Genomic DNA, 23,149 nt, shown 5'->3' on the forward strand with positions numbered 1-23,149 from the left:
CAGTCGCGTAGGACGAGCACGTCCGACACGACGATGATGGCCACCATGAGGACGGCGAAGAGCGCGATCGCGTCATGTCGATTCAGTATCGGTTCACCACTGCCCGTCGGAGATGAGTCCCCGAGCCTCACGTCCGGCGGTGGAACCTCACGGTGCCGTCGGGGAGGTGCTGGTTGGTGTAGTCGGGGTTGTGGATCCGACGGTGGTCGGGTCGGCAGAGGAGGACCATCCGGTCGAGGTCGGTGCGGCCGCCGTTGGCCCAAGGATCGAGGTGGTGGACCTCGGCCATCGAGGCGGGTTTGTCGCATCCTTCGGCCTGACAGGTCGCGTGCCGCAGCATCAACGCCTTCTTCTGGGCGTTGGTGGCGAGGCGGGACGTCCTGCCGAGGTCGAGGACGTGGCCTTTGCTGTCGAGGACGGCGGGGATGTTCCCGGCCTCGCAGGCGAGGCGTCGGGCTTCGTGGGCGATGATGCGTTCGACATCGGTGGGGCCCAGGACGGTGGCGGCGGCGAGGTCGCGCTGCAGGTCGGCCAGGGGGATGGTGACGATGAGTTCGGTGCCGGTGGTGCCGTGTTGCGGCATCGTCGAGGGGTCGATGTTCTCCAGGAGCTCGCAGAAGGCGTGACCGAGCTTGCGGGTGTTGGGCAGCTTCCACCACACCTGCTCACCGGACTCCTGAGCGAGCGTCTGCTTGTCGGCCGGGTCGTGCCGGGGGCTGGTGAACGCGTGCAGCAGGTGCGCGAGGCGTGTCGCGGTCGCGGTGAGGTCGGGGGCGTCGACGGTGATTCTGGTGATGCCGTCGTGCTTCTTGCGGAAGGAAAGCCTCGTCCTCTCGAAGGCACTGCGTTCTTCTTCGTCAAGCTTCTTGGCCTCACGGGACTCGGCGGCATCAGGGTCGATCACGTCCAACATCTGACGCGCCAGGACCCGAAGCTGGTTCGGGCTCCAACGGCTGGCCTCATCCACGAGGTGGGCCTCCGCCTTTCCCACCAACTCCGCCGTCGTGTCGTCGGGGAGGTCGTCCAACGCGCGGGTGATGATCTCGGCCTGCTCCCGGTCCACGACGCCGGCACGCATCCCCACAGCGACGCCGGGCCACTTCTCGAGGGCTTCAGCCAACCCCTTCTGAGCACGCGGTTCCCTTGGCCCGAGGTTGGTTTCGTGGGCGAGCCAGCCAGCGGTGTCTTCCTTCCCGGCTTGGTCGGCGACTTGAGGTGCGGCGGCCATGCTCGCCCGGACTACGTCCTCACGTACCAGCGATCTACTCCCAGCCACCGACAGAACCAACGGCCAACGAGGGAGAATCCCCTTATTCTGCTGGGGTTTCGATGACACCGAACATGCGCGCCTTGTTCCGGTGGCGTCACCAGGGAGAAGGCTCGTAGTCCTTGATGAAGCAGCCGTAGAGGTCGACGCCGGCCTCGCCCTGCACGATCGGGTCGTAGACGCGGGCGGCGCCGTCGACCAGGTCGAGCGGCGCGTGCCAGCCCTCGGCGGCGATGCGGAGCTTCTCCTCGTGCGGGCGCTCGTCGGTGATCCAGCCGGTGTCCACCGCAGTCATGAGAATGCGATCGGTCTCGAAGTACTCGCCGGCCGACGTGCGCGTCATCATGTTCAGCGCAGCTTTGGCCATGTTGGTGTGCGGGTGGCCCGGGCCCTTGTAGCGCCGGGAGAACTGGCCCTCCATGGCGGAGACGTTGACGATGTACGCACGACGCGCGCCCGCGGCGACGGCAGCGCGCAGCGCAGGCCGCAGCCGCGAGTTGATCAGGAACGGCGCGATCGAGTTGCAGAACTGCACCTCGAGCAGCTCCAGCGGGTTGACCTCGTCGAGCACCTGGGTCCAGGAGTTGTTGGCCTGGATGTCCGGGATGAGACCCCCGGCGTCGATCGCCGTGCCGGCCAGGTGAGCCTCCAGCGAGGCCGACCCGGCCGAGAGCGCCAGCTGCGTGAGCCCGGCGGCATTGGTCGCGGCCAGCACGGCGGCGTGGTGCTCGGGTGATTCGCCCTCGTGGTGGGCGATCTGGGCGCCGGCCAAGGCGGAGGCCAACGAGGCGGGGTGCGCCTCGGAGATGCGGTCGAAGGTCAGCATCTCCGGCAGGTCGAGGCCGTCGGCACGCGGCAGCAGGGGAGCGTTCTCGCCGTCGATCAGGTGCGTGTAGGCACCGGGCAGGCGGCGTACGGTCTGGCACGCGTTGTTGATGATGATGTCGAGCGGGCCGTCCGCCGCGACCTCGTCCGTGAGAGCGACGACCTGGGTGGGATCGCGCAGGTCGATGCCGATGATCTTGAGCCGGTGGATCCAGTCCGCCGAGTCCTCCATCTCGGAGAACCGACGCACCGCGTCCTTCGGGAACCGCGTGGTGATCGTGAGATGGGCACCGTCGCGCAGCAGCCGCAGTGCGATGTACATCCCGATCTTGGCGCGACCACCGGTGAGCAGCGCCCGCTTGCCGGTGAGGTCGGCGTGCTGGTCGCGCTTGGCGTGCGACTTGGCCGCGCACGACGGGCAGAGCCAGTGGTAGAAGGCGTCGACGAGCGTGAAGTCCTGCTTGCAGATGTAGCAGCCACGCGCTGTGATGAGCTCGCCGGCGAAGGCGCCCGGAGCGGTCGAGACCAGCGGGATGCCCGCGGTCTCGTCGTCGATCCGCATCGGCGAGCCGGTCGCCGTCTTCTCGATGATGGACTGGTCGTGCTGCTGCTTCTCGAGGCGGATCTCGGAGCGACGCGCCTTCTTGATCAGCTTCCACATGTAGGACGTCGCCCGCTTCACCGTGCGCACGTCGTCGTGGTCGGGGTCGAGCATGTGCAGCTCGCCGAGCACCTTCAGCGTGATGGCGAGCTCGTCCGGGTCGATCCGCTCGAGCGTCTTGAACTCGTCGCGGTGAGCCGCGTTGTCAGCCATTGATGACTCCGATGAGCGTCACGATCGCCAGGACCACCAGGACGAACGCGGCGATGCGGGTGATGAGCTTGATCGGCACGACCCGCAGCAGCGTCTTGCCGAAGAGCATCGCGGTCAGCGCCACGGCCCACAGGCCGAGGACCGCGCCGATGCCGACGGCCAGCGGGTCGTGGTACTTCGCGGCGAGGTTGGCCGTCATGATCTGCGTGAGGTCGCCCCACTCGCCGATGAAGATGACGCCGAAGCCGAGGCTGGCGACCTTCCAGAACCCCGCGGTCGCTGGTACGTCGGCGAGCTCGGCCGCCTCGTCGTCCGAGTCGTCGTCGGAGCCCTCGCGCCAGATCAGCACCGCACCCAGGAGGAAGAGGATCGCGACCACGATCTCGACCGCGGTGTGCGGAAGCAGTCGCAGGACGCGGCCCGCCGCGACCGCGATCACCACGTGCACGGCGAAAGCCGCAGCGACGCCGGTGAAGACCCAGGAGAGCTTGAAGCGCGTGCCCAGCACCAACGAGGCGATCGCCGACTTGTCGGGCAGTTCCGCGACGAAGATCAGGACGAACGTGGTGAGGAGGACGCCGACATCAAGCACCCCGGAAGGTTAGTTGAGAGCAGGCAGAGTGGCCGTATCGATGACGAAGCGGTAGCGCACGTCCGAGGCGAGTACGCGCTCGTAGGCCTCGTTGATCTGGTCGGCGCTGATCACCTCGATGTCGGCCCCGAGACCATGCTCGGCGCAGAAGACGAGCATCTCCTGGGTCTGCGGGATGCCTCCGATGTTCGAGCCCGCGAGCGCCTTGCCGCCGCCGATCACCGAGCCGATGTGCAGGCTCATCGGCTCCGGCGGCATGCCGACGCAGACCATCGCACCGCGGGGGGCGAGCAGGCCGAGGTAGGCGTCGAGGTCCATCGTCGCGCTGATCGTGTTGATGATCAGGTCGAAGCGGCGGCGCTGGCTGCGGAACGTCGTCGGGTCAGAGGTCGCGAAGTACGACGTCGCGCCGAGCCGCAGGCCGTCCTCCTGCTTCTTCAGCGACTGGGAGAGCACCGTCACCTCGGCACCCATCGCGGCGGCGATCTTGACCGCCATGTGGCCGAGTCCGCCGAGGCCGACGACCGCGACCTGCTTGCCGGGGCCGGCGCCCCAGTTCGCGAGCGGGGAGTACGTCGTGATGCCGGCGCACAGCAGCGGCGCGGCCACATCCAGCTCGAGGCCGTCGGGGATCCGCAGGACGAAGCCCTCGGTGACGACGATGTGCGTGGAGTAGCCGCCGTGGGTCGTCTGGCCGTGCTTGTCGGTGCTGGCGTAGGTGAAGACCACGCCCTTCTCGCAGTTCTGCTGCTCGCCGTCGAGGCACTGCGCACACTCGCCGCAGGAGTCGACCATGCAGCCCACGCCGACGCGGTCGCCGACCTTGAACTTCGTCACCTCAGGACCGACCTCGGTGACGATGCCCGCGATCTCATGGCCGGGTGCGACCGGCCACGGCTGCCTGCCCCACTCGCCTCGGACGGTGTGGATGTCGGAGTGGCAGATGCCGGCGTACTTCACCTCGATCAGGACGTCGTGCGGGTCCAGGTCGCGGCGCTCGATCGTGAGCGGGTGGAGCGGCTTCGTCGGGTCGGAGGCACCGTAGGCGGAGACGGTGAGGGTCACTGGTCGGATTCCTTTGCGAGTTCGGCGTCGACATCGAGGGCGATGACGGCGTTGATGACTTCGTTGAGTGCCTCGGCCGGGAGCGCGCCGGGCTGGGAGAAGACGAGGTGGCCCTTCTTGAAGGCCATCAGGGTCGGGATCGAGGTGATCTTCGCAGCACCGGCGAGCGCCTGCTCGGCCTCGGTGTCGACCTTGCCGAAGACGATCTCGGGGTGCTGCTCCGACGCGCCGTCGTACACGGGCGCGAACTGGCGGCAGGGACCGCACCAGGAGGCCCAGAAGTCCACGAGGACGATCTCGTTGTCGATGACGGTCTGCTCGAAGGAGGCAGCGGTCAGATCGGTGGTGGCCATGTCCCCACTCTAGGATCCGACCCATGAGGGAAATCCCCGCGCTGCTGCCTCTCGTCGGTGCCGACACGCAGGTGCCGGTGCTGGACGGCGACTGGGTGACCTACGCCAACCTCGACGGAGCCGCCAGTACGCCGGCCCTGCAGAGCGTCGCGGACCGGGTGGCCGACGTGATGCCCTGGTACGCGAGCGTGCACCGCGGCGCCGGCTATCTCTCGCAGGTCTCGACCGCGCTCTACGAGGAGGCGCGCACCGAGATCGGTGCCTTCGTCGGCGCCCGTGAGGGCGACCTGACGATCATCACGAGGAACACGACCGACTCCATCAACCTGCTCGCGAGCGTCGTCCCCGGCAAGGTCCTGGTGATCGACGTCGAGCACCACGCCAACTTCCTGCCGTGGCAGAACCACCCGCAGGGCGTCACGATCGTCGTCGGCTCGCCCACCGTCACCGCGACCCTCGATCGGATCGAGGCCGAGCTCGAGGGTGAGGCCTACGCGCTCGTCGCCGTCACCGGCGCCTCCAACGTGACGGGGGAGTCCCTGCCGCTCGACCGGGTGATCGCGGTCGCCCACGAGCACGGTGCCCGCGTGCTCGTCGACGGGGCGCAACTGTTGGCCCACCGCCGGTTCTCGCTCGCGGAGAGCGACGCCGACTATGTCGCCTTCAGCGCCCACAAGCTCTATGCCCCGTACGGCGCCGGCGCGCTCGTCGGCCGCCGTGACTGGCTCGACGACGGCCCCGCCTATCTCTCGGGCGGTGGCGCCGTGCGCCAGGTGCAGCTCCGCGACACGAGCTGGACCGACGGCCCGGCGCGGCACGAGGGAGGCACGCCCAACCTCGTCGGCGCGGTGGCGCTGGCTGCCGCCTGCCGTGCGATCGAGGCACTCGACACCAAGACCTGGCACGAGCACGAGACAGCGCTCCGCGACCGCCTCGTCTCCGGCCTCACCTCGATCGAGGGCGTGCGGATCGCGCGTCTCTGGGTAGACTCCGACGAGCCCGTCGGCGTCGTGACCTTCACCATGGAGGACGCCGAGCCTGGTTACGTCGCGGCGTACCTCTCCGCCGAGCACGGTGTCGGCGTCCGCGACGGCCGCTTCTGCGCCCATCCGCTGCTGGCCCGTCTCGACCTCCCGCTCGGCGCCGTCCGGGTCAGCGTCGGCCTCGGCACCACGAGCGAGGACGTCGACCGGCTGATCGAGGGCCTGCGCGCCTTCGTCAACGGGCAGATCAAGGGTGACTACCGCCTCGTCGACGGACTCTGGCACCTCGAGAACGACAACCGCCCGCTCCCCGAGATCGACGGCCTCCTCGCCCTCGCTGATACCGCAGGCATCTGCGCCCCCGACTGATCCCGCTGGGCCGTTCTGGGCGGCACCTCGCATCGTCCGGGACGATCGGCCCCCGTCAGTCGCCGGCGATCGGGCGACCTCGTCCCGGACGCGCGCGTGTCCGGGACGATTTCACCCGGTCGCGCCCCGGTGGTCGGGCGACCTCGTCCCGGACGCAGGCCGGGGGCTCAGCGGACCGAGAGATGGAAGAACCGCACGTCGTCGGCCGCAGCTGTGACGCGCACGACCACGCGCCCCTGCCAGGCTTCGGCGATGGCGGCAGGAACAGCGGCGTGACCTGAGGCGTCGAGCGCCACCGCTGTGCCGTTGACCGTCAGGGAAGGCGATCCCGTTGCGTCGACGGCCAGGGTCAGCGCTCCGGGGTGCGGGGCCATGAAGCCCAGCTCGCCCGATTCGCCCGGTGCCAGTCCGTCGAAGTCGTTCTTCGGGTGCAACCACCACCCGCCGAGCAGGTAGCCCGCGCCGGCCCCGGACCCGGTGAACGTGATGGGACCGGCGTAGTCGGGCAGGTGCAGCTCGCAGCGGCTGACGGTCGACATGGTCAGCTTCCGCCACCACAGGCGGCGCGAGATCGAGTCGAGCTCCGTGCAGTTGGAGGCGATGGTGCCATTGCCCTGACGCACGGCGACGAACTCCGTGGCCGAGCCGCCCCAGGTGAGTACCCGCCTGTCGTCGTACGCCGCCAGCGGACTGATCAGGACGTGGCTGCAGTCGTCGGAGGTCTCGCTCGAGTGACGCCAGAAGATGTCGTCACGCAGTTCTGGCGAGCAGGTCACGAAGGCGTCCTTCGGCACCGAGGGCGCCAACTCGCGCACGGAGGTCCGCCAGTAGTCGGTCTGCACCTCGAGCGCTTTGTCGTGCTTGGCGAGCACCGGCACCGCCAGGTTGGCCGGTGCGCTCTCGAAGGCGTAGACGTAGGGGAAGAGCATGCCCTCACCGATCATCGGCGCGACCAACGCCGCGCCGACCAGCCACGTCGCCCACCGTCGCCGACGGCCCTCCAGCAGCGCCACCACGGCCAGCGTCACCAGCACCGCCAGTCCCGGAGCGGCGAAGAGGAACTGCCGGATGCCCGTGTAGATGTTGGAGCGGTGCGCGATCGCCAGCACCGGCAGCGCGAACGTCTGCGCGAGCACGATCACCAGCCCGGGGGAGCGCCAGCGGCGTACGGCGATCACCGCCCCGACTGCGCCCGCGACCAACCAGAGGGTCGGAAGCTCCACGGCGAGGAAGACCGGGAGGTACCACCACTGCCCCGGCTTGTCGCCGAAGTCGGATGACTCACCCACCGAGTGCAGCAACGTCGCGACCGGGTTGTCGAAGACGTTCGGATACGCCACCACCAGCAGTCCGTACGCCGCCACCCCGGTGACCAGCGCCAGCGCAGCCGGCCACCACTCCCTCCGCATGACCAGCACGAGGACGGTGACGAAGCAGGCCAGCCCGACGCCGGGCCAGATGCCGGGCCTCGTGCCGATGGCCAGCACCAGGCCAGCGAGCAGGGGCAGCGCCGCGAGCCCGCGGCGGTTGCGCAGACGGGGGGAGAGGAGCAGCACGCAGCCGAGGGTGACCAGTGTGTAACCCGTCGCGACCGGTACGTCCTTGACGTTGAACATCGAGTGGCCGGTCCACGTCGGCACCGACACGAGGACCGCGGCAGCGAGGAGCGCCTGGTCCCAGCGCCGGGTCAGGGCCCGTGTCACTCCGGCGGTCGCACCGACACCGACGAGACCGATCAGCGCCACCCCGACATGCCGCAGCGCATAGGCGTGCGAACTCGCCGACACGGCGCCCCAGGACTCTCCGCCCCAGAGGACGGTCCATGCGTGCAGCAGGAGTGCGGCGACCGGGCCATAGACGTACTTCTGGCTCTCCCAGTCGCCGGGCCGGTCACCGTCGAGGTCCTGGTCGAGGAGGTACCACCCGTGCTCGAGCAGGTTCCGCAGCCGCATCACGTGGTAGCTCTCGTCCCACGAGATGCCCGTGCGCCATGCTCCCAGGAGCGAGATCGTGGCCCCTGCCACCAGGACGACTGCTGCGGTCAGGACGATCGGACGGGGCAGACGCACGAGGGGCGATGGTCCACCCTGCGGATGAGGGCCCGATGAACGGGGGGCGAACCGGCCGTGCCGGATCTACGCCTTACCCGCGCGTTACATACAGGGCCATGGGTTTTACCTGACGGGGTTTGCCGAAACGGTTCGCCGGAAACACTTCGCGCTCACGATCGACTCCGTGACAGCCACCGAGACGATCCTCGCTACGACCGACGGTGGGGCCGGCTCCGCCACTGCGACCGCGCTCCCGTCCTCGCCCGGCGGAAGCTTCGGACGCCTGCTCCGCTTCGCGTTCGCCAACATCCGGCGCCGCCCCGAGCGCTTCATCCTCGCTGCGTTGGGCATCGCCCTCGCCATCATGGCGGTGACCGTGGTCCGCACGATCTCGACCAGCTTCGCCTTCACCGGTGCCGACGCCGTCTCCCGGGCCGTGAACGGCAGCCACCTCTGGGTGGTCCCGCCGGCCGGCGTGGTCTACGACAGCGAGGCCGGCGCACTGGTCGCCAAGGGTGCTCCGGCCTCCTTCGAGGTGCCCCAGGGCTACACCGCGCATCCGACGATCGCCGGGATCTGGAAGTCCCCGGAGGGCCATGTCGCGGTCTACGGCTCGGAGTCCGTCGCCGACGGTACGGCGTCCGTGGGCTCCGACCTCGCCGACCGGCTCGACCTGAAGAGCGGTGACTCGCTCGACGTCGACGGCCATGCGTTGATCGTGGACGTGAAGGGTGACGGCCCGATCCTCACGACGTCGGACGCGATGGCCCAGGCCGTCGTCGGGGACGTCGGCTGGACCACCGTGAGCGAGTCCGCCGCCGACAGCGGCCGCCTCGACCTCGGGCCGTTCTTCCAGAGCGCCAGCGGGATCACGACCACCACCGACCCCACCGTGGAGCCGAGCGGCGGCAAGCCGCTGGCCTACGCCACCGTGGGCGGCCAGGGTGTCCTCGACTTCAACCAGAAGTACGCCGCCATCTTCTCCGGACAGGTGACGAGCTCGACCCTCGGCCTGATCTCGATCATCGGCCTCATCCTGGGCTTCGTCATCGCGGTCTCCTCCTTCCTCGCCAGCGTGCAGGAGCGACGGCGTGAGTTCGGGATCATGAGCTCGATCGGCCTGGCCGACGAGGTCCTCTACTTCTTCCTCGTGGAGTCCGGTATCGTCTTCCTCTTCTCCTGGGTCCTCGGCATCAGCGCCGCCGGTGTGGCGGTCTGGCTGGTCATCCCGAGCATCGCGACCCCCATGGCCTGGCTCCAGGCGGCCGGCATGGTGCTCGGCTTCGTGCCGGCCATGGCGATCGTCGGTGCCCTCGTCCCCGTCCATCGGCTGCTGCAGCAGCGGCCCGTCCACCTGCTCTCGGACTGAACGGACCAAGGAGTCAGCCATGAAGTTCGGACTCGCCTACGGGATCCTCTCCTCGCGCCGACGCGCGAAGGAGATGCTGCTCCCCGCCGTCACGACGGCCACTGGAGCCTTCCTCGTCGTCATCGTCTTCGCGATGTCGGCCGGCATCAAGAAGCAGTCGGCCTCGCTCGGCCATGCGGACGAGATGGGTCGTGCGATCGTGCTCATCGCCGTCACCGTCCTCCTCGTCGGCGTCGTTGAGGTCGCAGTCTCCACCACGCGGACGATCGCCCACCGCGCCCGAGAGATCGGTGTCCTCGGGGCCAACGGCGTCCCGGCCCGACCCGTCGTCACGGCCCTCCTCGTCGAGCCGGTCGTCGCTGCCGTCGCCGGCGCGCTCGGCGGCGCCGTGCTCGCCGCCGTCGTCGGCTTCGCCCTCGATGCGGCCGGCATGGCCTCCTCGGGAGTGTCCTGGAGCGGAACGCTGCAGGGCGTCCTCATCGCCGTCGGCGTCTCGATCGTGGCCGCCATCGTCACGTCGATCGTGCCGACGTACCGGGCCGTCAACCAGCCGCCCATCAAGTCCCTCACCGCCTGAGCAACAGCGTGGACAGCAGCACGAGCAGCAGCACGAGAAGCAGAGACCAGGAGAAGAAGACATGACCGTGACCGAGACCAGTCCCGCCGCCCCGATGCCGGGCAGCGCCCCACCGGTCGTCTCCGTGCGCGACGTGTGGAAGCTGCACAAGCTCGGCGACGAGGTGGTGAAGGCGTTGAGCGACATCCAGCTCGACGTCTATCCCGGCGAGTTCGTCTGCCTGATGGGCCCGTCGGGCTCGGGTAAGTCCACGTTGCTCAACATGATCGGCGGCCTGGACCGGCCCACGAAGGGCACGATCGTCATCGACGGCCAGGACACCTCGAAGATCACCGAGAGCCAGTTCGCCTCGCTGCGACACGACACCCTCGGCTTCATCTTCCAGAGCTACAACCTGATCCCGTTCCTCACGGCGACGGAGAACGTGGAGCTCCCGCTGATGTTCGAGCCCTACGACCGCAAGGCGCTGCGCCAGCGCGCGGTCGACCTGCTCAACCTGGTCAACCTCGGCCACCGCCTCGACCACGTCCCGACCAAGATGTCGGGCGGCGAGCAGCAGCGCACCGCGATCGCGCGCTCGCTGATCTCCAACCCCAAGCTGATCCTTGCCGACGAGCCGACCGCCAACCTCGACCACAAGACGGGCGAGATCGTCGTCGAGACGCTCAAGGATCTCTGTTTCAAGCTGGGCGTCACCGTCGTCGCCAGCACGCACGACCCCACCGTGGCCGAACACGCCAGCCGGGTCGTGCGCTTGAAGGATGGTCAGATCGTTCCCACGGAAGGAATCGCATGACACTGGAGAGCCAGGCCGCCCCGACCGGCCGCGACACTCTGCTGACGACCGAGCTGGTACCTGAGCAGATCCTGCCCAAGGTGATGACCACCTTCGGCCTCACATCGACGTACGTCTTCATCATCTGCTGGCTGACCGGCTCGTCCATCATGGCGGGCGCCGGCTGGCAGGCCATCCCGTTCTGGGTGCTCGGCGTGGTCTTCTTCCTGCTCCCCGCAGGTCTCGCCGTCTCCGAGCTCGGCAACCTCTGGCCGGGCCAGGGCGGTGTCTACATCTGGGCCCACCGCACGATGGGGGAGGGTGCCGCGTTCGTGGGCGGCTTCCTGTCCTGGATCCCCGTCATCCTCAACGGCGCCTCCTCGCCGGCGATCATCCTGCAGCTGGCGCTCCTCGCCTTCCACAGCACGCTCGGCGTGACCGTGTCGGTGATCCTCCAGTTGGTGATCCTGTGGGCGATCGTCGGCATGTCGCTGGCCAAGCTCGCGGCCAACCAGAAGGTGATCAACGGCGTCTTCGTCTTCTACGGCGTCCTCACCGTCGTGCTCTTCGTCTGCGGCGTGCTGTGGGCGGGCAAGCACGGCTCGGCGACCGACTTCTCGTGGAAGGACGTGACCGTCCCTAACTTCGCCACCGGCGGCTTCCTCTTCGGCACCGTGCTGCTCTACCTGGTCGGCGTCGAGACGCCCTTCAACATGGGCGCGGAGTTCCTCTCGGTGAAGCGCTCGGCGACCAAGATGATCTTCTGGGGCTCCATCTCGCTGATGGTGATCTACCTGCTCACCACGATCTCCACGTTCCTCATCGAGGAGCCGGGCAAGTTCGACTCGGTCACCGGCGTGGTCGGTGTCCTCGACAAGGCCGGCTTCCCGGGTCTCATGGAGATCGCCGCGCTCGGCATGCTGGTCATCGTCTTCATCGCCATGACGACGTACCAGATCGCCTACTCGCGCCTCATCTTCGTCTCCGGCCTGGAGAAGCACCTGCCGCGCATCTTCACGCACCTCAACCCGCGCACCCGCAACCCCGTCACGGCCCTGCTGGTCCAGGGCGTCATCTCGTCCCTCATCCTCGTCGGCCTCTTCTCGCAGGCGTCGATGGAGCACGTGACGCTCTACCTCACCGGCGGCCTGTCCGTGGTCTGGCTCCTGAGCGGCTTCTTCTTCTTCATCCCGCCGCTCATCGCCCGGGTGAAGTACGCCGACCGCTACGCGACCGAGGACTTCTGGCGCATCCCCGGCGGCACGCCGGCCGTCTGGGCCACCTGCCTCGTCGGCATGGTCGGCACCGCCGTCGGCATCTACTACTCGATCGCCGTCTCGTGGACCGCTGACGTCAGCAACGGCACCTGGGCCACCTGGGTCATCGCGATCACCGCCGGCGTCTTCGTCGGCATGGGCCTCGTCTACTTCTTCGGGCGTCGCGCCGCCTCGAAGCTCAACGAGGAGGACTCCCTGGCCCACCTCGCGAAGTTCGACCTCACGGAGCCCGGCACCGCCTGACACACGCGCCGGCCCGGGCACCTCCCTCGCCCGGGTCGGCGTCCCCCCTCCTGACGAATCGATTCATCACCACCACATTCCTGCTGCGCACACCGCGGCACGAGAGGAAACGACATGACCCTCGACACCCCGATCGCCCCTACCGACAGCCCCGGCGCCGCGACCAGCCACCCGCTCGACCCGCTCTCGGGCCCCGAGATCGAGCGCGCCGCCGCCCTCACCAAGGCCGACCCGCGCTCGACCGAGACCCTGAAGTTCGTGATGATCTCGCTCGAGGAGCCCGCGAAGCCGGCCACGCTCGAGTTCGACCCCACCGACTACCCCGACCGCAAGGCCTTCGTCGTCGCGTACGACGCCGCCGCCAAGCTCATCACCGAGGTGATCGTCAATCTCGCGACCGGTGAGGTGGAGGGGTGGACGCCCGTGCCTGGCCGGTTCCCGTCGTACCTCTCCGACGCGATGATGGGCGTCGAGCTCAAGGTCAAGGAGGACGAGCGCTGGCAGGAGGCGATGCGCAAGCGGGGTGTGGAGGACTTCGACCTCGTCATGGTCGACCCGTGGCCGGCCGGCTACATGGGCCCGCAGGACGCGTTCGAGAACAGCCCGACGATCTGCCGTCCGCTCTCCTTCGTCCGCTCGGCACCCGGCGAGCACGGCTACGCCCGCCCCGTCGAGGGCGTCATCGTCACCTACGACATGGACGCCGAGAAGGTGATCGACGTGGTGGACCACGGCGTCGTGCCGCTCCCGCCGAAGTCCGGCAACTACTCCGAGCACCACGGCATGTTCGACCCGGACAACCGCCCTGCGTTCGAGGGCTTCCGCACCGACGTCAAGGACATCGTCATCACCCAACCCGACGGCCCGAGCTACACCGTCGACGGCTACGGCGTGACCTGGCAGAAGTGGGCATTCCGCGTCGCGTTCAACCCGCGCGAAGGCCTCGTCCTGCACACGATCACCTACAACGACAAGGGCGTCGAGCGTCCCATCATGTATCGCGCCGCGCTCTCGGAGATGGTGGTGCCGTACGGCGACGTCGCACCGACCCACTGGAACAAGAACGTCTTCGACATGGGCGAGGTCGGCATGGGCATGAGCGCCAACCCGCTCACCCTCGGCTGTGACTGCCTCGGCGAGATCTTCTACTTCGACGGCATCGTCAACAACTCCGCCGGCGAGGCGGTGACGATCCCCAACGCGGTCTGCATGCACGAGGAGGACTTCGGCATCGCCTGGAAGCACACCGACTTCCGCACCGAGGAGGTCGAGGTGCGTCGCTCGCGGCGACTGGTGATCTCGATGATCTGCACGGTCGGCAACTATGAGTACGGCTTCTTCTGGTACCTCTACACCGACGGCTCGATCGAGTACGAGGTCAAGCTCAGCGGCGTCCTGACCACCGGCTCGTGGGCCGATGAGGAGAAGCCCAAGTACGGCAACCTGGTCGCGCCCGGGATCTACGGCCCGCACCACCAGCACTTCTTCAACGTCCGGATGGACATGGCGATCGACGGTCCGAACAACACCGTCTACGAGATCGATTCGCTGGTGGAGTCGGCGGACGAGAACCCCTACAACAACGCCTGGTACACGCAGGCGACGCCCATCACGTCGGAGAGGGACGGGGCGCGTGACTGGAAGTGGGAGACCAACCGCTACTGGAAGATCGCCTCGGACAAGGTCAACGAGCTGGGGGAGAAGACCGCCTACAAGCTCGAGCCCCGCGCTGTCGTCGCACCGTTCGTCCAGAAGGGCTCCTACATCTACGACCGGGCACGGTTCGTGCAGAAGCCGGTGTGGGTGACGGCGTACGACCCCGAGGAGATGTACGCCGCCGGCGACTACATGGCGCAGTCGGCCGACATGCAGGGACTGCCGGTCTACCTCGAGGACGACGCTCCGTTGGAGAACACCGACGTGGTGCTCTGGTACACCCTCGGTACGCACCACATCGTGAGGCCTGAGGACTGGCCGGTGATGCCGGTGGCCTACATCGGCTTCCACCTCAAGCCGGTCGGTTTCTTCGACGGCAACCCGGCCCTCGACCTTCCGCCGTCGACGCCTGCCGGCGGGCACTGCAGCATGCACCACGGTCACGGGGCGCCGATCGCGTGATCGGTCTCCTTCCTGCAGTGGGTGGCGCGGCCATGCTGGCCGTCGCCGCCCACTGCGGGCTGCAACTCGTCCGGCTCAGCCGGACGCCCTGTGCCGGAGCCAGGAGTCGTGCCGAGGAGGCGGTGCACTTCCTGATGGCGGTGGCCATGGCGGCGATGTTCCTGCTGCCGCTGTCCCGGCCGTTCGGAGCGGTCCTCCTCTTCGGCGCATTGGCAGGGCTCGGCTGGGCGGCGCTGCGGTTCCTCGCCCGCCCCGGCCTGGTCACCGGCGGCCTCTGCGTGAGCACCCTCGCGATGGCGGTGATGGTCTGGGTGATGCTGCCGCCGCGCACGGGCGCCTCCGCGCCGGTCGAGCAGGCGATGCCGGGCATGCACCATGTCGGCGTACCGACGTCCGGGCTCACGGTGCTGAAGACGCCGCTGTTGTGGCTCTCCCTCACCGTCACCGGGGTACTCGTCGGCGCGCTGCTCTCCCGTGGGCGGGTGCGGGATGCGGTGATGGGGCTCGGCATGGTCGCCATGCTCGGCTCGATGGTCTGAGCGCGGCTCACGCTCGGTAGGCTTGCGCCTCGTTATGAGCGAGCAGAGCAGCGACGTCGAGATCACGTACGACCCGGAAGCCCTCCAGGCCAAGTGGCGCCCGGTGTGGGAGCGGCTCGACCCGTTCAAGGCCGGTGCCCGTGACGGTGCCGAGAAGCGCTACGCGCTCACGATGTTCCCCTACCCGAGCGGTGACCTGCACATGGGTCACGCCGAGGTGATGGCACTGCACGACGTCATCGCGCGCTACTGGTGGCAGAAGGGGTACGACGTCCTCAACCCGATCGGCTGGGACTCCTTCGGCCTGCCCGCCGAGAACGCCGCGATCAAGCGCAACCAACACCCCAGCGAGTTCACCTACGCCAACATCGAGACGCAGGCCGAGTCGTTCAAGCGCTACGCCGTCTCCTTCGACTGGTCGCGCCGGCTGCACACGTCGGACCCGGAGTACTACCACTGGACCCAGTGGCTCTTCCTGAAGTTCCGCGAGCGCGGGCTGGCCTACCGCAAGGACTCGCCGGTCAACTGGTGCCCCAACGACCAGACCGTGCTGGCCAACGAGCAGGTCCTCGCCGACGGCACCTGTGAGCGTTGCGGCGCCGAGGTCACCAAGCGTGAGCTCAACCAGTGGTACTTCAAGGTCACCGAGTACGCCCAGCGGCTGCTCGACGACATGGACGACCTCGCCGGCACCTGGCCCGAGCGCGTGCTCGCCATGCAACGCAACTGGATCGGCCGCTCCGAGGGTGCGCACGTCGACTTCACGCTCTCGCTCTCCTCGGGAGAAACGCGCACGGTGACGGTCTTCACCACGCGTCCCGACACGCTCTACGGTGCCACTTTCATGGTGGTCGCCGCCGACGCCGCGCTGGCCGCGGAGATCGTCGCGCCCGAGCAGCGCCAGGCGCTCGATGACTATCTGGTCGAGGTCCGCAAGGCCTCCGACATCGACCGTCTCGCGACCGACCGCCCGAAGTCCGGCGTCGACCTCGGCATCACGGCGACCAACCCGGTCACCCGCGAGCAGGTGCCGGTGTGGGCGTCCGACTATGTGCTGGCCGACTACGGCACCGGCGCGATCATGGCCGTGCCGGCTCACGACCAGCGCGACCTCGACTTCGCGAAGGTCTTCGACCTGCCGGTGCGCGCGGTCATCGACGTCGCTGAGGCCGAGGACCCGGCCGTCTCGTTCGTCGCGACCACGGGCGACGGCGCCTACATCAACTCGCCCGCGCTCGACGGCGTCAGCGGCAAGGCCGACGGCATCGCCACGATGATCTCCAAGCTCACGGCTGACGGCACGGGTACCGGCACGGTCAACTTCCGCCTGCGCGACTGGCTCCTGTCGCGACAGCGGTTCTGGGGTGCGCCGATCCCGATCATCCACTGCGAGGCCTGCGGTGAGGTCCCCGTGCCGGAGTCCGACCTGCCGGTGCGGCTGCCCGACGACGTACGGGGTGAGGACCTGAAGCCGAAGGGCGTCTCGCCGCTCGCGGCGGCCGAGGCGTGGGTCAACGTGGAGTGCCCGTCGTGCGGGGGGCAGGCGTTGCGCGACTCCGACACGATGGACACCTTCGTCGACTCGTCGTGGTACTTCCTGCGCTACCTCGACCCGGCCGATGACACCCAGGCGTTCGACCCGGCCAAGGCCCGCGAGTGGATGCCCGTCGACCAGTACGTCGGCGGTGTCGAGCACGCGATCCTGCACCTGCTCTACTCACGCTTCTTCACCAAGGTCCTGCACGACATGGGCCTGCTCGACTTCACAGAGCCGTTCAAGGCGCTGATGAACCAGGGCCAGGTCATCAACGGCGGCAAGGCGATGAGCAAGTCGCTCGGCAACGGCGTCAACCTCGGCGACGTGATCGACGAGTTCGGCGTCGACGCCACCCGCCTCACGATGGTCTTCGCCGGCCCGCCCGAGGACGACATCGACTGGCAGGACGTCTCGCCCGGCGGCTCGCTCCGCTTCCTGCAGCGTGCCTGGCGCCTCTCCGGCGACGTCACCTCGCCTGTGGACGCCGATCCGGCGACCGGTGATGTTGCCGTACGTCGCCTCACGCACCGCACCATCGCCGAGGCCGAGCAGCTGATCGAGTCACAGCGCTTCAACGTGATGGTCGCCCGTCTGATGGAGCTGGTGAACGCCACCCGCAAGGCGATCGACTCCGGTGCCGGCGGTGCCGACCCGGCGGTGCGCGAGGCGGTCGAGACGGTCGCGATCCTGCTGTCGCTCGTCGCGCCCTACACGGCCGAGGAGATGTGGGAGCGGCTGGGCCACGAGCCCACGGTCGCTCGCGCCGGCTGGCCGGCCGTCGATCCGGCTCTGCTCGTGGAGGACGCCGTCACCGCCGTGGTGCAGATCGGCGGGAAGGTCCGCGGTCGGCTCGAGGTCTCGCCCTCCATCTCGGAGGCGGAGCTCGAGGCTGCTGCGCTGGCCGACCCCGCGGTGGTCGCCGCGCTTGGTGGCGCTGCGCCGAAGAAGGTCATCGTGCGGGCGCCCAAGCTGGTGAATATCGTTCTGTAATTCAGCTCATCAGGAGCGCGAGCGTCATCAGGATCATCACCAGACTGACCACCAGGATGAGGCCGGGAAGCTCTGCGTCCTGGCTGGGTTTGCTCTTCTGGAACGGTTCGAGGTCGACGGTCATGAGTCCTCGGGTACCCCCGGTCGGCGGCCCCATCCGGTTGTGTGACAGATGTGACGAATAGGGACGGATAGTGTCTTCACCCATGGCGTCCCGTGTCGTTGTCGTGACGGACTCGACGGCCGTGCTGCCTGCCGAGCTGGCCGCGGCCGCCGGGATCGAGGTCGTCGCCCTCCCGGTCGTCATCGCCGGCGAGACGCACTGCGACGGCGAGCCGGGCACGGCGCCGGCCGACATCGTGGCCGCGTTGATGGGGAAGAAGGACGTCAGTACGTCCCGTCCCTCCCCGGCGTCGCTGCTCGAGCTCTACAGTCGCCTGGCCGACGACGGCGCCTCGGCGGTCCTGGCCGTGCACGTCACCGGCGAGATGAGCGGCACCGTCGAGTCGGCGCGGCTCGCCGCTCGCACGTCACCGATCCCGGTCGTCACGGTCGACACCCGGGCCGTGGGCCCGTGCCTCGGGCTCGCTGCCCTGGCCGGGGTCCATGCCCTGGCTGCCGGTGCCTCGGCGGACGCGGCTGCGGAGGCGGTGATGGCGCGGGCGAACGCCACGACGTCGTACTTCTATGTCGACACCCTCGAGTTCCTCCGCCGCGGCGGCCGGGTCGGTGCCGCGTCGGCGCTCCTCGGGTCCGCCCTCGCCGTCAAGCCCCTCCTCGCCATCGACGACGGGCGCGTGGTGGTGAAGGAGAAGGTGCGTACGTCGACCCGCGCCCTTGCGCGCCTGGAGGAGCTCGCCCTCGAGGCGGCCGGCGAGGGCGCCGCCGAGGTGGTCGTCGCCCATCTGGCGGCTCCGGAGCGCGCCGAGGCGCTGGCCGACTCGCTCTCGACGCGGCTCGGAGAGCAGCTTGCTGTGCCGGTCCGGGTGGCGGAGCTCGGTGCCGCGCTGGGTGCGCACGTCGGGCCGGGCATGGTCGCCGCGGTCGTGGCGCCTGCGCTGGCCTGATTCCTCGCTGGCCCCGTCAGTCACTGGCGGGGCCATCGGTTCTCCCCAGGGCGGTCGTCGGGCTCGGGTGTCCACAGGACGTCGCTGGGATGGGCCGGAGCGGGGGAGACGTGGACCTAGCGTGCCCGCATGCGCCCCGAACAACGACTCCGAGCCGAGACCGTCGAGCGTCGGCTGAGCGGGCTGCGTGCCGAGACCGACGGGGCGCCTCCCCTGCGCCTCGTCGATCCGGTCGAGGACACGTCGGCGCTTCCGGCCGTGCTTCCGGCGGTGCTGCCGGCAGCGCCTCCGGTTCCGGTGCCGGGGCGTCACGCGAGTCGGCGCCGTTGGTTGCCCGTGACGCTGCAGGGGCGGGCGGGGCTGGAGCCGTGGCACGTCGGCGCCGTCGCGGGGGTCCTCCTCATCGCTCTCGCGGTGACGTGCTGGTGGATGCTTCACCGCACGCCGACGGTGGCGACCTCCACATCGTCGACGGCACCTGCGCTCGCCTCGGCCTCACCCTTGGTCGCCGGAGGCGTCTCCGCCGCCGGTTCAGCCGGTTCAGCCGGTGCCTCGACACAGCCCGCGGGAGGGGCGAGTGCTGCGACGTCGGTGACGGTCGATGTGGCCGGAAAGGTGCGCAAGCCGGGCGTGAGGACGCTGCCGGCAGGCTCGCGCGTGATCGATGCCCTGCAGGCCGCAGGCGGCGTCAGACAGGGCGTCGACCTGACCGGCCTCAACCAGGCGCGGGTGCTGGTCGACGGTGAGCAGATCCTCGTCGATGAGAAGGCGACCGTCGTCCCGCCGGCGGGCTCTGGCGCGGACAACGGGGCAGCCGCGGGTGGCCTCGTGAACCTGAACACCGCGACCGCCGAGCAACTGGACACCCTGCCGGGCGTCGGGCCGGTGACGGCACAGTCGATCCTCGACTACCGGACGCAGCACGGCGGCTTCGGCTCGGTGCAGGAGCTCCTCGACGTCGACGGCATCGGTGAGGCCACGCTGGCCAAGCTCGAGCCGCACGTCACCGTCTGATCCGCGGCGAATCGGGTGCCCGATCTCCGGCTGCCGCTGCTCGGCACGGCGGCGTGGGTCGGCGCCTTCGCGGTCATGCTGGTGGCCGGTCATGGCGCGCTGGCCTGGTGGACGGCGCTGGCGACGGTCATGGCATTCGCGGCCGGGATGGTCACCCTCCGACACGCGCCGGCCGCACGGAGGCTGCTCCTGGCTGCGGTCGCGGTCGGCGTCCTCGCCGCGGGTGTCGCCGGGCTCCGTCTTGCGGCGCTCGAGCACGACCCGGTCGCCCAGCTGGCGGCCGATCGTGAGTTGGCGACCATCACCGGCACGGTCACCTCGGATCCGCACGTCACGCAGGGCACCTTCTCCACGACGGTCGTGGTCCGACTCACGGTGCGTCGCGTGGAGGCGGGGCGGGTGCAGGTCGGCGTACGGACTCCGGTGGTGGTGCTGGGCGACACGGCGTGGGAGCGGATTCCCCTCGGTGCGACGGTGCGCTTCACCGGCCGGCTCAACCCCGCAGACGACCATGACGTCAGCGCCGAGGTCACAGTGCGGCGTAGCTCGGACGATCCCGCCGTCCGGGTCGTCGACGCACCGGACGCCTGGTGGCGCGCGGCGTCGGTCGTACGGCACTCGATCCGGCGCGCGGTGGCGCACCGGCCCGACGAGGAGGCGGCGCTCGTTCCCGCATTGGTCGACGGTGACGACGCTGACGTCTCCGAGGCACTGGCCGACGACTTCCGTGCGACCGGCCTGACGCACCTGCTCGCCGTGAGCGGCACCAACCTCACCCTGCTGGTCGGTGCCTTGCTGACGGTCGCCCGGTGGTGCCGAGTGCGGGGTCGCTGGATGCTCGTCGTCGGAGCGACAGGCATCGTGGGGTTCATCCTGCTGGCGCGCACCGAGCCCAGCGTCGTCCGGGCCGCGGCGATGGGGGCCGTCGGTCTGGTCGCGATGTCGAGCAACGGCCGCCATCGCGCCCTGCGGGGCCTCGGCGCGGCCGTGCTCGGGCTGATCCTGCTCGACCCGGCGATCTCCACCTCGCTGGGCTTCGCCCTGTCGGTGCTGGCCACGGCCGGCATCCTGCTGCTCGGTCCGCCGTGGCGCGACGCGCTGCGGCGGTGGCTGCCGCGGTGGCTCGCCGAGGCGATCGCCGTTCCGATGGCGGCGCAGCTCGCCTGTACACCCCTGATCGCGGCGATCTCGGGGCAGGTGAGCCTGTCGGCGGTCGGTGCCAACCTCGTCGCGGAGCCCGCGGTCGGTCCGGCCACGGTGCTCGGCCTGCTCGGCGGGGTCGTCGGCCTCGTGGCGCCACCGCTCGGAGCGGCGTGCGGCTGGCTCGCGTCATGGTGCGTCGCGTGGATCATCACCATCGCCCACCGCGGCGCCGCACTGCCCGTCGCCCAGATCGGCTGGGCTACGACACCGGTTGCGCTCGTGCTCCTCACGCTGCTGACGGTCACGATCGCCCTCTGGGGGCCGAGGGTGGTGCAGCGTCGGTGGATCGGCCTGCCGCTCGCAGTGCTGCTCATCGTGATCGTCGCGGTGCGGTTGCCCGGACGGGGCTGGCCGCCGGCCGGTTGGGTGATGGTGATGTGCGACGTGGGCCAAGGAGACGGCCTTGTCCTGTCTGTCGGGGAGCACGCCGCGATGGTCGTCGACACCGGCCCTGAACCGGCCCCGATGGAGCGTTGCCTCGACGACCTCGGCATCACCACGGTGCCGCTCCTCGTACTCACCCACTTCGATGCCGACCACGTGAGCGGTGTCAGTGCGGTCTTCTCGGGACGGACGGTCGGTGCGGTCTGGACGACGGTGCTGCACAAACCCGACTACGGGATCGGGCTCGTCCACGACGCGACGGCAGCCGCGGGTGTCACGCCGGTGAGTGCGGTGCAGGGCACGACGTTCAGCCTCGGGCCGATCACGGCGCAGGTGCTCTGGCCGCCGCCTGATCTCTCGGAGGCGGTCGACTCCAACGCCGGCTCGATCACCCTGCTGCTCCAGAGCCACGGGATCCGCTTCCTGCTCACCGGTGACCTGGACCCGGACGGCGGTGCACGGATCGCCACCGCGGTGCCGGGGCTGCGGGTCGACGTACTCAAGGTCCCGCACCACGGGAGCCGCTTCCAGGACGAGCCGTGGCTGTTGTCGCTCCACCCGAGGATCGCGCTGACCTCGGTGGGCGCCGACAACGACTACGGCCACCCCGCGGCCAGCACGCTGGACCCCCTGACGGCCGAGGGGGTCGAGGTCCACCGCACCGACACGGAGGGCGCGCTTGCTGTGGTTGCGCGAGCCGACGGTCCTGTCGTCGTCCACCAGTAGGGTGTGGCGCGATGAGCACGCCCTCCGCCTCGCAGGTCCTCGGTCGCGTCACCCTGGTGACGGGCAAGGAGGAGTTCCTCTCCGAGCGCACGGTCCGCGCGGTGCGCGACGCCGTCAGGGCGTACGACGCCGAGTCGGAGTTCAGCGAGGCTGCCGCCTCGGAGCTGACCCTCGCCACCCTGGGTGAGCTGGCCGCGCCGAGCCTCTTCTCCTCGATCCGCTGTATCGTCGTGAGATCGCTGGAGAACCTGCCCGACGAGTCGGTCGACGGCCTGCTCGACTACTGCGGGGCCCCTGCCGACGAGGTCGCGCTCGTCCTCGTCCACGGCGGCGGGCAGAAGGGCAGCGGTGTCCTGACCAAGCTCCGCAAGCTCAAGGCGCTCACCGAGGTGAAGTCGGAGGAGCTCAAGGCGTCCGATCTGCCCGGCTTCGTGGCCAATGAGGTCCGCACGTTCGGTGGCCGGATCGATCAGCAGGCCGCGGCCACGCTGATCGAGGCCGTCGGCCACGACCTGCGCTCGCTCTCGGCCGCGGCACACCAGTTGGTCAACGACTTCCCGGACCACGCGATCGGCGAGGCCCAGGTCCGGCAGTACTTCGGCGGACGGGCCGAGGCCAAGTCCTTCGCCGTCGCCGATGCGGCCTTCGCCGGTCGGCGTCAGGTCGCGCTCGAGGAGCTCCGCTGGGCGATCGACGGCGGTACGCCCGGTGTGCTCGTGACGTCGGCCTTCGCCGGCAGCGCCCGTGGGCTCGCGCGTCTCTCTGGTGCGCCGCGGGGCGCCCGTGACGCCGACCTCGCCCGCGACGTCGGCGTGCCGCCGTGGAAGCTCCGCAGCCTCCGCGAGCAGCTCCGCGGCTGGACCCCCGACGCCCTCGCCGGGGCGATCCGCGCCGTGGCCCAGGCCGACGCCGACATCAAGGGCGCCGCCAGCGACCCGGCGTACACCCTCGAGCGGCTCGTCCTGACCATCACGGGGCTCCGCCGCTAGCGCGAGCTCCGGGTTCCTGCCC

The 23,149-nt window shown here is 69.5% G+C and carries 19 protein-coding genes; 12 read left to right on the forward strand and 7 right to left on the reverse strand.

The window, feature by feature from the left end; genetic code table 11:
• Positions 1–127: 127 nt before the first annotated feature.
• From LH076_RS05710 to trxA, 5 genes are read right to left on the reverse strand one after another with little or no spacing between them, the layout of a single operon-like run.
• A complete protein-coding gene (locus LH076_RS05710; protein ID WP_321573733.1) occupies positions 128–1,336 on the reverse strand; it encodes an HNH endonuclease signature motif containing protein in 1,209 nt (402 codons plus the stop codon).
• 28 nt (positions 1,337–1,364) lie between these two features.
• Positions 1,365–2,906 carry an SDR family NAD(P)-dependent oxidoreductase gene (locus LH076_RS05715; protein WP_227783030.1) on the reverse strand — a complete coding sequence of 514 codons (1,542 nt, stop codon included), beginning with the start codon at positions 2,904–2,906 and terminating at the stop codon, positions 1,365–1,367.
• Complete coding sequence (locus LH076_RS05720; RefSeq protein WP_227783031.1) at positions 2,899–3,498, reverse strand: TMEM165/GDT1 family protein; 600 nt, start codon at positions 3,496–3,498, stop codon at positions 2,899–2,901. Before LH076_RS05720 ends, LH076_RS05715 begins: the two co-directional genes overlap by 8 nt.
• A 9-nt stretch (positions 3,499–3,507) precedes the next feature.
• The gene (locus LH076_RS05725) at positions 3,508–4,563 is read right to left on the reverse strand and encodes an NAD(P)-dependent alcohol dehydrogenase (RefSeq protein WP_321573734.1); all 1,056 of its coding nucleotides are present in this window, start codon (positions 4,561–4,563) and stop codon (positions 3,508–3,510) included.
• On the reverse strand, positions 4,560–4,916 hold the full coding sequence (trxA, locus tag LH076_RS05730; RefSeq protein ID WP_227783032.1) for a thioredoxin: 357 nt from the start codon (positions 4,914–4,916) through the stop codon (positions 4,560–4,562). Before trxA ends, LH076_RS05725 begins: the two co-directional genes overlap by 4 nt.
• 23 nt (positions 4,917–4,939) lie before the next feature.
• Here trxA and LH076_RS05735 point away from each other — a divergent pair, with 23 nt between their 5' ends.
• Complete coding sequence (locus tag LH076_RS05735) at positions 4,940–6,268, forward strand: aminotransferase class V-fold PLP-dependent enzyme (RefSeq protein ID WP_227783033.1); 1,329 nt, start codon at positions 4,940–4,942, stop codon at positions 6,266–6,268.
• 167 nt (positions 6,269–6,435) lie between these two features.
• On the opposite strand, the gene LH076_RS05740 is transcribed toward LH076_RS05735, so the two are convergent.
• Positions 6,436–8,337 (reverse strand): hypothetical protein, encoded by a 1,902-nt coding sequence (locus LH076_RS05740; RefSeq protein ID WP_227783034.1) that lies wholly within the window; start codon positions 8,335–8,337, stop codon positions 6,436–6,438.
• Positions 8,338–8,503: 166 nt separating this feature from the next.
• Between LH076_RS05740 and LH076_RS05745 the strand changes: the two genes are divergently transcribed.
• The 7 genes from LH076_RS05745 to leuS all read left to right on the forward strand — a co-directional run bounded on the left by LH076_RS05745 (position 8,504) and on the right by leuS (position 17,744).
• Positions 8,504–9,688, forward strand: a complete 1,185-nt coding sequence (locus LH076_RS05745; protein WP_227783035.1) for an ABC transporter permease — start codon at positions 8,504–8,506, stop codon at positions 9,686–9,688.
• Positions 9,689–9,707: 19 nt separating this feature from the next.
• A complete protein-coding gene (locus tag LH076_RS05750; protein ID WP_227783036.1) occupies positions 9,708–10,265 on the forward strand; it encodes an FtsX-like permease family protein in 558 nt (185 codons plus the stop codon).
• Between the two features lie 67 nt (positions 10,266–10,332).
• Entirely contained in the window at positions 10,333–11,061 is a 729-nt protein-coding gene (locus LH076_RS05755) for an ABC transporter ATP-binding protein (RefSeq protein WP_227783037.1), read from the forward strand.
• Entirely contained in the window at positions 11,058–12,560 is a 1,503-nt protein-coding gene (locus LH076_RS05760) for an APC family permease (protein ID WP_227783038.1), read from the forward strand. Before LH076_RS05755 ends, LH076_RS05760 begins: the two co-directional genes overlap by 4 nt.
• A gap of 114 nt (positions 12,561–12,674) precedes the next feature.
• Entirely contained in the window at positions 12,675–14,678 is a 2,004-nt protein-coding gene (locus tag LH076_RS05765) for a primary-amine oxidase (RefSeq protein ID WP_227783039.1), read from the forward strand.
• Positions 14,675–15,217, forward strand: coding sequence for a DUF5134 domain-containing protein (locus tag LH076_RS05770; RefSeq protein ID WP_227783040.1), 543 nt, complete (start codon positions 14,675–14,677; stop codon positions 15,215–15,217). Before LH076_RS05765 ends, LH076_RS05770 begins: the two co-directional genes overlap by 4 nt.
• Positions 15,218–15,251: 34 nt before the next feature.
• Entirely contained in the window at positions 15,252–17,744 is a 2,493-nt protein-coding gene (gene leuS / locus LH076_RS05775; RefSeq protein ID WP_227783041.1) for a leucine--tRNA ligase, read from the forward strand.
• A 1-nt stretch (position 17,745) separates the two neighbouring features.
• Here the strand turns inward: leuS and LH076_RS16935 are convergent, their stop codons facing one another.
• A complete protein-coding gene (locus LH076_RS16935) occupies positions 17,746–17,868 on the reverse strand; it encodes a hypothetical protein (protein ID WP_265333836.1) in 123 nt (40 codons plus the stop codon).
• An 82-nt stretch (positions 17,869–17,950) separates the two neighbouring features.
• Between LH076_RS16935 and LH076_RS05780 the strand changes: the two genes are divergently transcribed.
• The 4 genes from LH076_RS05780 to holA all read left to right on the forward strand — a co-directional run bounded on the left by LH076_RS05780 (position 17,951) and on the right by holA (position 23,127).
• Entirely contained in the window at positions 17,951–18,811 is an 861-nt protein-coding gene (locus tag LH076_RS05780) for a DegV family protein (RefSeq protein ID WP_227783042.1), read from the forward strand.
• A 129-nt stretch (positions 18,812–18,940) separates the two neighbouring features.
• Positions 18,941–19,825, forward strand: a complete 885-nt coding sequence (locus tag LH076_RS05785) for a helix-hairpin-helix domain-containing protein (RefSeq protein WP_227783043.1) — start codon at positions 18,941–18,943, stop codon at positions 19,823–19,825.
• Between the two features lie 15 nt (positions 19,826–19,840).
• The gene (locus LH076_RS05790; protein WP_227783044.1) at positions 19,841–22,138 is read left to right on the forward strand and encodes a ComEC/Rec2 family competence protein; all 2,298 of its coding nucleotides are present in this window, start codon (positions 19,841–19,843) and stop codon (positions 22,136–22,138) included.
• 11 nt (positions 22,139–22,149) lie between these two features.
• A complete protein-coding gene (gene holA, locus LH076_RS05795) occupies positions 22,150–23,127 on the forward strand; it encodes a DNA polymerase III subunit delta (protein WP_227783045.1) in 978 nt (325 codons plus the stop codon).
• Positions 23,128–23,149 lie beyond the last annotated feature (22 nt).

It is taken from the genome of Nocardioides sp. Kera G14, from assembly GCF_020715565.1.
In the GTDB taxonomy this organism is placed as follows: domain Bacteria; phylum Actinomycetota; class Actinomycetes; order Propionibacteriales; family Nocardioidaceae; genus Nocardioides.

Excerpts from the sequence above, each read along its gene's own strand:
- LH076_RS05750 (WP_227783036.1), top strand. The coding sequence starts at position 9,708 with ATGAAGTTCGGACTCGCCTACGGGATCCTCTCCTCGCGCCGACGCGCG.
- LH076_RS05715 (WP_227783030.1), bottom strand. The coding sequence starts at position 2,906 with ATGGCTGACAACGCGGCTCACCGCGACGAGTTCAAGACGCTCGAGCGG.
- trxA (WP_227783032.1), bottom strand. The coding sequence starts at position 4,916 with ATGGCCACCACCGATCTGACCGCTGCCTCCTTCGAGCAGACCGTCATC.
- LH076_RS05735 (WP_227783033.1), top strand. The coding sequence starts at position 4,940 with ATGAGGGAAATCCCCGCGCTGCTGCCTCTCGTCGGTGCCGACACGCAG.
- LH076_RS05785 (WP_227783043.1), top strand. The coding sequence starts at position 18,941 with ATGCGCCCCGAACAACGACTCCGAGCCGAGACCGTCGAGCGTCGGCTG.
- leuS (WP_227783041.1), top strand. The coding sequence starts at position 15,252 with ATGAGCGAGCAGAGCAGCGACGTCGAGATCACGTACGACCCGGAAGCC.
- holA (WP_227783045.1), top strand. The coding sequence starts at position 22,150 with ATGAGCACGCCCTCCGCCTCGCAGGTCCTCGGTCGCGTCACCCTGGTG.
- LH076_RS16935 (WP_265333836.1), bottom strand. The coding sequence starts at position 17,868 with ATGACCGTCGACCTCGAACCGTTCCAGAAGAGCAAACCCAGCCAGGAC.
- LH076_RS05780 (WP_227783042.1), top strand. The coding sequence starts at position 17,951 with ATGGCGTCCCGTGTCGTTGTCGTGACGGACTCGACGGCCGTGCTGCCT.
- LH076_RS05765 (WP_227783039.1), top strand. The coding sequence starts at position 12,675 with ATGACCCTCGACACCCCGATCGCCCCTACCGACAGCCCCGGCGCCGCG.
- LH076_RS05760 (WP_227783038.1), top strand. The coding sequence starts at position 11,058 with ATGACACTGGAGAGCCAGGCCGCCCCGACCGGCCGCGACACTCTGCTG.